The sequence below is a fragment of the Hydrogenophilus thiooxidans genome (genome assembly GCF_019049855.1).
Taxonomy (GTDB): domain Bacteria; phylum Pseudomonadota; class Gammaproteobacteria; order Burkholderiales; family Rhodocyclaceae; genus Hydrogenophilus; species Hydrogenophilus thiooxidans.
In genome coordinates, this window is the sequence record NZ_JAHLSY010000034.1 from 1 (window position 1) to 11,190 (window position 11,190).

Consider the following 11,190-nt stretch of genomic DNA (forward strand, 5'->3'; position numbering starts at 1 on the left):
TCTTACGGTGAAGCTCCCGGAGCGGATCTATCTGTTCGAATTCAAAGTGGTTGCGGACAAACCCGAAGGAGCAGCGCTTGCGCAACTTCGCGCCAAAGGTTACGCCGAAAAGTACCGCGGCCAAGGGGTGCCGGTGCACTTGGTGGGGATTGAGTTCAGCAAACGCCAGCGCACCGTCGTGGCGGTGGAAAGCGAGACGCAATAAGGATGTGGCGACCTATGCGCACGGCGCGGCTATTTGTTTGGGCATGATGTTTGGCCATGAGCAGAGCAACAGGATAAACTCAAGATTTTCTGATCGCTAACTCTGAGCGGAAAACTCGACCATGTTTCGTTTCCTTGCGCCTTTATTTGCGGTTATATTGACTGGGTGCGCCACGATTGCTAACGACCCCGCGCAACAAGCTGCGGCAATTCGCCAGGCGCTGCAACCCGAATCCGGGATCGGAGAACCGGTCAAAGGGGGCGGTTCGGCATCGGTTTCGCCGGAAATTCTCCAGCTTCTTGCCCAACCCGCGCAAGGAATGAGCACCCTGGCTCCGGCTCCAGCGGCTGAGCGCTTTGATGTCGCAGTGTCGGGAACCCCGGTGCGCGAATTTCTGCTGGGGCTTGCGCAGGGCACCGGGCAAAACATCGTGATCCACCCTGAGCTTCAGGGCACCATCGACCTCACCCTCAAGCAGACCACGCTGGAAGAGGTTTTCAACGCGCTGCAAAAGCTCTACGGTTACGCCATCGAAAAGCAGGGGAGTGCCTACTATGTCTTCCCACCGCGCCTTGAGACCCGCACCTATCCATTGGCTTACCTCAACGTCCAGCGCGCTGGGCGTAGCGCGCTTACCATCTCCAGCGGTCGGATGCCTACGGTGCGTTCGGGGGGGCAGTTGACAACCTCGGTCCCCCAAACAGGAGCACCAACCGGTGGGACTGGAAGCGGTGTCAGTGGTGGGGGCGTGCGCGAGGGGTTCGACGCCCCTAGTGGAACCCGAGTCGAGGCCACCACCGAAACCGACTACTGGCAAGAGCTCGCCTTCTCCCTCTGCCTGATGATCGGTCTTACCCCTACCGAAATGGTCAGCAGAGATGTCACCGCGGCGCGCAGCTACGGTTGCACCGAGCAGACGGCGGCAAGAAGCCAGACAGCCGCTGCGCCCAACCCGGCAACCTCTGGCGGTGGAGGAGCGCTGCAGGCGGGGGCCGGCGAACTCATGGGGCGCGGCATTGTCGTCTCTCCTTTCTCTGGGCTGCTCCTCATTCGGGCCTACCCGAACGAGATCGCCGCGCTGGAGCGCTACCTCAAGCGCGCGCAGGAAAACGTCCAGCAGCAGGTGATCCTGGAAGCGAAAATCATCGAAGTGGAACTCAACGACCAGTTCCAAAGCGGCATCAACTGGGCGAAAATCTCCTCGTGGAACGGGGGGCAAGATGGTGTCCTCATCGGGCAGACCGGGGGAGGGCAGATCTTTACCAACAACCGCTCAGAGATTGCCGGCGCCCGCGGTAACCTCAACCCTTGGAACTTTGCTCAAGTAGGGCAACGTGACGCCCAGGGCAACCTCCTTTCCGACACCACCGCCACCTCGGCCTTTGGTGGGGTCTTCACCGCCACCCTTGCGCTCAAAGACTTCTCCCTCTTTCTTGAACTGCTGCGCACCCAAGGCAACGTCCAAGTGCTCTCCAGCCCCCGCATTGCCACCCTCAACAACCAGAAAGCGGTGATCAAAGTGGGGCTGGACGAATACTTCGTCACTGGTGTTTCTAGCCAAATGACCTCCACCACAACCACCACCAACCAGTATCCGCAGCTGGAACTCACACCGTTCTTTTCAGGGATCGCGCTGGACGTCACGCCGCGCATCGACGGCAACGAGATCGTGATGCACGTCCGTCCCATGGTCACTGAAGTCACCGAGCGGCAACTCTCGGTGCAAGCGTTTGGCCAAAATCAACTCATCCCCACCGCGCAAGCCCGCGTGCGGGAGACCGATACGGTTGTGCGCGCCAGAAACGGTCAAATCATCGTGATTGGCGGCCTGATGCAAGACCGTGGCGAAAACCGCCGCGCCCAGGTACCCGTTTTGGGGGATATCCCGGTGGTGGGCGAACTCTTCAAACATCGCTATAATGTTTCGAAGAAGTCGGAATTGGTGATCCTTATTCGCCCCACGGTTGTAGAAGGTGAGCGCACCTGGCGCGATGACCTTTCGGCAACTGAGGAGCGCATCGGCGCGCTGCCGGTAGAGGAACGACCGGATCGTTTTCGCTGGCGTTGGTAGGGGAAAAGTGAGCATCCTGCTGGACGCATTGAACCATGCAGAGCGCGCCCAAAGCGCGGCAAGCCGCAACGCCGTGCAGACGCTGCGCGCCGCCGTGCCAGGGAAAGCGCCCACCGCCCCAAACGCTCTCCCATGGGGACGCTACCTGGGATGGGGAGCGCTTGCGGTCGGCCTAACGCTTGCGGGGATAACCGGCTGGCACGCACTTCGTAATCCCCAACCGGTGCCGCAACCGGAAGTGCGCGCAGCCCCCTTCGCCGAACCGGACGCCCCAGCAGCCCCGCCACCCACCGCCTCTGCCTCCTCTTCCCAGCAACAAGTACCGGCGCAACCCATCGCGCAGCCCGCCCGGCAACCCGCTGCGCTGCCAGAAGAGCCGCCCAAGCCCTCCACCCAGCCCCACACGAACCCCGTAGCGGATTACGCTCCGGTAGATTCTTCCGTTGCGCCAGCGCGTCAGGTGCCCGTTGCCGAAGCGCTCCCTTCACAACAACGCGAACCCGCGCTTGCTCGCGCCGGGGCGCAATCGGCGCAACTTCCCCTGTCCACCCTGCAAATCACCCCCACCCAACCGCCCAGTTACCTGCGCGCCTGGCAGGCGTGGCAGGCTGGTGAGCTCAACCTTGCGCGCAAAGAACTCGAAACCCTCCTAGCCGAGCACCCTAATTATCGCCCTGCGCAGCTTCTGCTCATTCTCGTTCGAAACGCCTTAGGGGAGACGCAGCAGGCGCACGCGATGCTCGAAACGCTGCGTGCCGCCGCAACAGACCCGTACGAACCGCTCTTGGTCGAAACCCATGCGCGGCTCCTCTTGGCCAACGGCAAAAGCGCCGAAGCAAAAGCCCTTCTTAGTGAAGCGCTTGCCCGTTACCCCACTGCCACCCCGCTTTGGCCGCTCCTAGGCGTGGTGGCGCTGGCTGAACAGGAAGGCCCTACTGCCGAGCAGGCCTACACCCACCTGGTGCGTGAAGAACCGCACGTCGTACGCTGGTGGCTCGGCCTAGCCGCTGCACTCACCCTTCAGGGAAAAACCGAAGCAGCCGCTGCAATCCACGCTCGCCTTGCCCAACCTGATGCTTCCTCTCCTCACCGTTTTCAGGGAGAACAACCATGACGCTGCTGCTGCGCTTCTCTCTGTTGCTCCTCGTTGCTTTTCCCCTCTCTGCATGGACGGCGAATTACCAATTTCCCGGTGGACCATTGCCACCGGCGTGTACGGCGTCCGGTAGCGTGCTGACTTGCAGTGGTGATTTGAATCTGAATCAAGGTGACACGCTCACTGTCACGCAAAGTAACGTTACCATTTGGGTGGGCAACTTCCTCAACCTATCGGATGGTGTGATTCAGAAAGCCAACGGTGTGAGCAACGTGACCCTGGAAGTTAATAACCATATCAATCTGTCTGGTGCCGCACGAATTGAAATCAATAAAATCGTTGGAAAATATAATTTTAATGTGTATAACAATGCGGGGGTCAAAGCGGATCAAATTGATGTTTATAACAACCTAAATTTGTATAGTAATTCTCTTGTTGATGCGAATATCCATGTGAAAAATAATTTAAATTTGTTTGATAATTCGCAAATTAATGGTGCCAAAATAGAGGTTTTGGGAAACTTAGTGTCGTATAGTACCTCCCGTCTTTACGCTACCCAAATCAGCGTGGTGCGTGATTTAAAATTATATAATAGTTCGCGAATAAATGCTTCTCAAATTGACGTTTTTGAAGACATAGAAATTTATGGTGACTCCAATCTAAGTGCCAACCAAGTTAGTTTTTATAGTGTATCATCATTTAATAACGCGCTCTTATCAGCAACTTACTATGGCATTCGAAGGGAGGCAACCTCTTGCAGCCAAGGCGCAAAAACCACGGGAAACAACAACGCAGGGTGGAATAATCCAGGGAATGCCAAAATTAGTGACAACAATAGGGCCTCTGCTCAATTGGATGCTTCTACCAATGATGCCGGAGATACCCAATATTTGGTTTGCACCTACAGAAATTTTGCTCTACCGAGTAATGCACAGATAACCGGCGTGCAGCTCGATATCGAATCCTACCGAGCCAACGAAAACGGGAATGCCAGATGGGCGCAGAGCTATAATTATCTCTTACTCAATAACACCCCCTCACCCAGCCGTTTGATTGCGGGCAGTTTGCCTAATCGCGAAGAGGTGCAGTCCTTTGGCGGGCCCACGGCCACTTGGGGGTACTCTTCGCTTACGCCCGCAATGTTTTCGAGCTCACCTCAGTCGTTCGTCTCCGTGACATCGACCACCAGACAATTGGGGGGTGGGACTACCGTCTACGTCGATAGCCACTGGATGGTTGTTTGGTATCGAGGGGAAAGTCTTCCCACCGTCTCGATCGGAAACGCTAATGTAAGCGAAGGCAACAGCGGCACCACTACCCTAGCTATACCGGTGACACTCTCCCAAGCGGCCACAAGCCCTGTCACCCTTACTTGGACCTTTGGAAGCGGCACCGCAACGGGAGGAGGAAGTTGCACTACGGGAGTCGATTACCTTAACACCATCACCTCTGTTACCCTTTCTCCAGGGATGACGAGCGGCTTTATTTCCATTACGGTATGCGGTGACAGACTGCCTGAACCCAATGAAACGGTTGTGCTCCAAAACATCCAGGCAACAATGAATGGAGTTGGTCTCACAGTATCGACCTCGACGATTAGCCCCCAAATCTTAAACGACGACCTGGGGCCAGTTGCCGAATACCGCTTTGATGAGTGCGATTGGCTGTCGAATGATCGGGTGACAGACAGCAGCGGCTATGGCAACCACGCGAAGCGGTATGGTGCAGTGCCACAGGGTTCCGGAAAGATCGGAAGAGCGGTGAACTACTTGAACGCACCGGTGTCGCAATACATTGTTACCGATAACCTAATCCATCGCAACGGGGCCCAAGAGATCACCGTGATGGGGTGGGTTCGAGCAAATGGCTCGGTACCCAACACATGGCTTTCGTTGTGGCACCTCTCGCCGGATAATCAAGACTATGCCAGCAATTCTCGACAGCCGGCGCTCTGGCAACATAAAGATAACAGTTTGCGCTTACACGCGCGGAACGATGGGGTAAGCCAAACAAATTTAGGTATTGACCAAAGTGGAGATTCTCTTGTCAACAACCAATGGGTACATGTGGCGCAGGTGGTTTCAGGGCGTACGATTGATCTCTACATCAACGGCCAACTGAAGGACACCTATACCGCGTCTCAAGATCTACTTTACAACGACGGCTACTTTTACATTGGGAATCGATGGCATCAGAAACACGCGGGGATTGATGAGGTCAAAATCTTTCTCCGGGCCCTCCCGCAAACGGAGATCGCACAGATCTATGCCCGCGAAAACGCAGGTTTGAACTGGGATGGAAGCGCTCGCGAACCTACGTTCTGCTCCCCGATAATCGAATACCGCTTTGATGAATGCACCTATACCAACACGCCGAATGAGGTGATCGATTTTAGTGGCAACAACCGTCACGCTACCCCTTTCAACGGTCTGACCACCCAAAATAGCAGCGCTGGTCGAGTCTATCGCCGTGCCGAATTTACTAAAGGGCAGAAGCAACGCGCTACTGTAACGGGAATTCCAGCTTCGGCAATCGACTCCGGCTTTACGGTGGTGATGTCAACTGAGTGGTCCGGTGTCAACACCCGTGTCAACGGAGGTTACCAACCGAACCCAGGTGTGGTCCTCGAGCTGGTCAAAGATACCGGTGCCAGAATTTTAGTAGAGTTTGCACCAACATGGGCCCAAGCAAATTTTAAAGTTTTCAATGCCGACAATCAAATTTGTTTTAATGAACCTTTATTTAATCGGAGTGTGGCAGGAGATAACCCGCAGTATCGTGCCCTTTCGTTTTCAATGGCCAACACTGGCTATGACAGACTAAAAGCCAGCCATCGTGCCTGGACTGAAGCCAGATGGACCAATTCAAACTGGACGCCGAATGACTCCATGAGTCAGCCGTACTGTGCCGGTATTTTTGATGGACAAGGGAGTTGGACCCTGACGATTGGGGCACCAGCAACCTTTATTTCTGGCGTTCATGCGGTCGATGATGCGGTGCCAGGGGGGTTGAGCGAATTTCTTCTCTTTGGCTATGCGCTAAGCGAAACCGACCATGAGGCGATTTATCAAAACTTTAAAGCCAATAAAAACTGGGATGGAACCACACGCACTGCGCCCAACTGTTCGCTGCTCAACCACATCCGCTTTGAGTATAGCGGTACCCCGCTCACCTGTGAGCCCTACTCGGTGACGGTCAAGGCGTGTGCAAACGCTGCCTGTAGCGCGCTCGCAACTACTCCCGTTACCCTTACCGTTACCGCAACGAACGGCGCGACGCCCAGTCCCACCACCTTGACCTTTACCGGTTCAACCACCTTTTCGCTCAGCAAAACTGCGCCAGGCGCAACTCAAATCACTGCCGCCGGAATCTCGCCAGCACCCAGTGGGACTTCCGCGGTATTGTGTAATGGCACAACCGCTTACCCTTGCACCATCAATTTTGCTGATACCGGGTTGATCTTCACCGACTCCGCGGGTGTGAACGCGGTGACCATCCCCAACCAGATTGCGAATAAACCCTTCTCGCAAACCGCCGGGCTCGATCCAGCAGTGGGTACGGGCACCACCTACTATTTGAAAGCGGTGCGTAAGGACACCAATACCGGCGCGTGCACTGCGGCGGTGTCCGGCACCCGCTCTGTCACTCTCAACGTCACCTGTTCCAATCCCAACACCTGCGCTACCACCAACCCGCTCAACCGCAACAACACAACGGTTACCGGGCCCCTCTCCCTAACCTTTGACACGAATGGTGTTGCTCAGCTTGGCACGCTTACCTACCGCGACGCCGGAACAATCAAAATTACTGCGGCCACCACCGCAAATAACGGTGCGTCGCTCACTGGCGAAACCAACCCCTTCGTTGTCAAGCCTGTGGGCTTTTGTGTCCGCGCATCTGGTGTTGGGGATTGTACGAATAACCCCACTGCGTCATGTGCTAAATCGCTAAAAGCCGGTGAAACATTTACCCTTACCGCGCAGGCGGTGGGGTGGGAGTCGACCAGCGACGCCGATTTTTGCACGGGTAACATACCAGCTCCCAACTTCTCCGTCGGCACTGTGACATTTGCCACCCAGTGGGCTGGTACCGATAACAGTGGCGACTCTGCGAATCTGGTTCTGGTTGGCAATGCATCCCCAACCGCTGCCGCCAATTCAGGCGTGGCAACGCTTACCAACGTCGCGGTCGATAACGTCGGTGTCTTCCGCTTCACCGCGAAAGTGAATGACTACCTGGGTGCAGGGCCCGTCGAAGGCACCTCGCCTGCCGTTTATGGGCGCTTCTATCCTGCGAAGTTTGTCCTGAAGAATCCGGGAACAATCCAACATCGCTGTGGAAGCGGCGCTACCGCCTTCACCTACTTCGGCGAAGATGGGGTTGATCTCCAAGGCATCGTATTCGAAGCGCAGGGAAGGGACGCTGCGGCAAATGCCCTCACCAACTACCAAGGCCCCTACGCCAAGTTCAATGCCAACAATTTTGATAGCTACCGGCTCAACGCATCGGGGCTGCCCAGTGGGGTGGCGCTGCAATCCTCTGCAACACCTCCAAGCGCAACCATCAGTCAAGGTTCGATCACCGTGAACCACCTCCCATTCAAGTTCGCCCGCCCAAGCAACGGGCCAGTGGATCAATCGGGTCCAGTTAGCCTCACCATAGAGCCGATAGACAGCGACGGGGTCACCATAGACACTGCCTATACGGTTGCTACCCTGAACCCTTACAAGCTTCGCTACGGTAGACTCCGCCTCGATTCGGTCTATGGGCGCGACCGGGATCCTGGCCCTGACCTTTTGATGCCCCTCACTCTTGAGTATTGGAGCGGAACAAGTTGGGTCGTAAACAGCGACGACTCATGTACAGACTTGAATGCGATCCGCTTCAATAACCCAACAGAGCAAGGGTGGAGCTGGCCAAGCTCGCTCACTGGCACCTTCAGCTCAGGGAGCGCGCAGCTGCCGATAACGGGGGTACCGGGTACCCAGATGATTCGGGTTACCGCTATGCCCGATTGGTTGAAGGGGCGAAACGGCCAATCAGCTAACTACGACCAGATGCCCAGCGCGCGCGCCACAATCGGCATCTACGAGAGCGACACGACCCAACAGATCGATACGCGGGAGTCCTTCTGATGTCCCTATGCGCCGCGAAGGGGTTCACCTTCCCGGAACTCGTCGCAGTGGTCGTGGTAGTGGCGGTGCTTGCGGTGGTGGTGGCACCCCGCTTTGCTGATCTCACCACCTTTCGTGCGGCGCAACTGCGCGAGCAGACGTTGGCGGCGCTTCGCTTTGCCGAAAAAGGGGCGCGTAGCCACCGACGCGAAGTCTGTGTTGCCTTCTCTGCTACCCAACTGACCCTTACCATCAACCACGACCGCGGCTACACGTGCACCCAACCGTTTCCCCTGCCCGGTAGCGACAGCAACATCCTGATCGCGCCGCCAGGGGTCACTTACGTTTCGCCCCCTTCACCCTTTCGTTTTCGCTCAGACGGGACGGTGCGCGACCCCTCAGGCAATCCGCTTACCCTAACCGTGGGGATCAGTGGTCAGCCCCCTATCACCATCTACGGAGCGACCGGCTATGTGGAGTAGGCAAGAGCAGGGGGTGACCCTGGTTGAGACGGTGGTGGCGGTGGTCATCTTGTCCATTGCGGTGGGAGGGCTGCTGCTGGCGCTCCAGACCGCGGTACGGGGAAGCAGCGACCCCCTGGTGCGTAAGCAGATGCTTGCGATTGCCGAAGGGATGCTCGAAGAAGTGTTGCTCCAGCCCTATAGCGCCACATACCCTCCGGTAAACCCTTCCCCTTCGCTTTTGCCCTGTTCTTCAGCCGCCAGTCGCGCGGGGTTTGCAACAGTTGCTCACTACCAAAACTACGCAACGAGCGGCATTTGCAACCTCGACGGCAGTGCGGTCTCCGGCCTTGACAAATATCAACTGCGCGTTACGCTCACACCAACCACTTTGAGCGTGGGTGGGTTTTCACTCGCGGCTGTCAAGGTGACCGTCACGGTAACCCACGGGGGGGAAAGCCTGAGTGTGAGCGGCTGGAAAGGGGGGAGCTGATGCGCGCGCCCGCTGCCAAGGGGTTTACCCTCATCGAAATGGTTGCCGCGATGGTGATACTCGGGGTGGTTGCGGCAATCGTCGCAGTGGTTTTTCGCCCCGCGCTGGAGAGCTTTTTCGACGTGCGATCCCGCGCCGCTCTCACCGATATGGCCGATACTGCGCTAAGGCGCATCGCCGATGACCTTCGCCACGCAGTGCCCAATTCGATTGTCGCCCATAGCTTAAGCTGCGTGCAGTTTTCCCCCACCGTAGGGGGGGGACGCTACCGTATCGCGCCAGACCCGGGCAATTCAATGAGCGACCCCTTGGAGCTTGACAATCCCAATGGTGACAGTTCGTTCGATGCGCTTACCCCACTACCCCCAGGTCTCAAGATCCACGACTGGGTAGTGGTTGGGAACACCGATGCCACGCTTCTTGCGAGCGGCGCTTCACGCGCCCAGATTAGCCAAATCACTTTGCCCAGTAGCGCGATTGCCCGCTACCGCATCGCCTTGACTGCGCCTAAGCAGTTTCCCAGCGGCTATAGCGGTGGGCGCTTTCAGGTGGTTCCCAACAACCAGCAGTCCCTCTTTTACCACTGCGTGGGCAACACCCTCTACCGAACCGTCGCCTATTTCACGACCGGTAGCGGTCAGTGCTCGACCACCTCGGGAAGCGTTGTGGTAGCCACCGATGTTGCTGCTTGCCGCTTCGACTACCAGCCTGCTTCCGCCACCCAAGCGTTTGACTACCTTTGGCTGGAATTGACCCTAACGCGCCGTGGCGAAACGGTGACGCTTGGCTACGGCGTTCACGTGAGTAACGCCCCATGAGCGCTTTGCCTACTTTGTCCAGCCGCCAGATGGGGATCGGTTTTACCACGGCGCTTGTGGTGCTGGTGGTGATCGCGGCGCTGGTGGCCGCCGTTGCCCGGCTTTCTGCCACCCAGCAATCCACTGCAACGCTTGACCTCGAGATGGCCGAAGCATGGCAAGCGGCAGGAGCTGGGATCAGCTACGGAATCGGGCGCATTGTTCGTGGCGATTGGCAGGCATGTTTCAATTCGCAGACCAGCCTCACCCTGGAAAACGGCTTCACCGTGACCGTGCGCTGTGCGTCGTCGCTTTTTACCGAAGGCGAAATCACCCCCGGCACACCGCGCCAGGTTCGCCTCTACCAATTGACCAGCACCGCCTGCAATCAGCCCGCTGCAGGGGCATGCCCAAACAACGACGCCGCAACCGGCCCCTTTTACGTCGAGCGGGTCCGCGAATGGAGTGGGACGCTGCAGATGAATTAGCGGGATTGGCTGAGTTGGGCACGAACCTTCGCGGTATCGGGTACGACCCTTCGCGCACACCGCGCGGGGGAGAGGACTGTCGTTAGCCGTATTTGCCTTTCTCACGAAACCCTAAAGCGAATTCTTGCCCTGCGGCGTGTTTAGCCCTGGACGAAGCTATCGAGCGCTTTGAGCACCACGAGCACAATTCCTGCGCCACCGATGTACCACTTCATGGTGGTGATGATGGTTTCTTGCATCTTGACTTGCGCCTTTTCAAACACGGCGATCATCTCGGCCTTGAAGGTCTGGAACTTCCCTTCCAGCTCCTGGAACTTACCTTCCAGCGCCGCAATGCGTGACTCCACGCGGTGCTCCAGCGCCTGAAACTTCCCCTCGAGCGCGACGACGCTTGCGGTCACCTCATCGAGTTTTTGATCGAGGTGGTTGATGTGGTTGTACTGGCTTTTGAGAAGGAGCGTATTG

Annotated in this window: 9 protein-coding genes; 8 read left to right on the forward strand and 1 reads right to left on the reverse strand. The window is 57.2% G+C overall.

The window, feature by feature from the left end; all coding sequences use genetic code 11:
* The 8 genes from KUL93_RS10550 to KUL93_RS10585 all read left to right on the forward strand — a co-directional run.
* On the forward strand, positions 1–205 hold a 205-nt coding region (locus tag KUL93_RS10550; RefSeq protein ID WP_217127008.1), incomplete at its 5' end, for a PD-(D/E)XK nuclease domain-containing protein.
* A gap of 121 nt (positions 206–326) precedes the next feature.
* Positions 327–2,276 (forward strand): pilus (MSHA type) biogenesis protein MshL, encoded by a 1,950-nt coding sequence (mshL, locus tag KUL93_RS10555; RefSeq protein ID WP_217127009.1) that lies wholly within the window; start codon positions 327–329, stop codon positions 2,274–2,276.
* A 7-nt stretch (positions 2,277–2,283) separates the two neighbouring features.
* Positions 2,284–3,390, forward strand: coding sequence for a tetratricopeptide repeat protein (locus KUL93_RS10560; RefSeq protein ID WP_217127010.1), 1,107 nt, complete (start codon positions 2,284–2,286; stop codon positions 3,388–3,390).
* Positions 3,387–8,507, forward strand: coding sequence for a LamG domain-containing protein (locus tag KUL93_RS10565; protein WP_217127011.1), 5,121 nt, complete (start codon positions 3,387–3,389; stop codon positions 8,505–8,507). The genes KUL93_RS10560 and KUL93_RS10565 overlap by 4 nt, the downstream gene beginning before the upstream one ends.
* Entirely contained in the window at positions 8,507–8,968 is a 462-nt protein-coding gene (locus KUL93_RS10570) for a prepilin-type N-terminal cleavage/methylation domain-containing protein (RefSeq protein WP_217127012.1), read from the forward strand. Before KUL93_RS10565 ends, KUL93_RS10570 begins: the two co-directional genes overlap by 1 nt.
* Entirely contained in the window at positions 8,958–9,440 is a 483-nt protein-coding gene (locus KUL93_RS10575) for a type IV pilus modification PilV family protein (RefSeq protein WP_217127013.1), read from the forward strand. Before KUL93_RS10570 ends, KUL93_RS10575 begins: the two co-directional genes overlap by 11 nt.
* Positions 9,440–10,258, forward strand: coding sequence for a PulJ/GspJ family protein (locus tag KUL93_RS10580; protein ID WP_217127014.1), 819 nt, complete (start codon positions 9,440–9,442; stop codon positions 10,256–10,258). Before KUL93_RS10575 ends, KUL93_RS10580 begins: the two co-directional genes overlap by 1 nt.
* Positions 10,255–10,725: a hypothetical protein gene (locus KUL93_RS10585; protein WP_217127015.1), complete on the forward strand. Its 471-nt coding sequence runs from the start codon at positions 10,255–10,257 to the stop codon at positions 10,723–10,725. The genes KUL93_RS10580 and KUL93_RS10585 overlap by 4 nt, the downstream gene beginning before the upstream one ends.
* A 140-nt stretch (positions 10,726–10,865) precedes the next feature.
* Here KUL93_RS10585 and KUL93_RS10590 read toward each other — a convergent pair.
* Positions 10,866–11,190: hypothetical protein (locus KUL93_RS10590; protein ID WP_217127016.1), on the reverse strand; the 325-nt coding region annotated here is incomplete at its 5' end.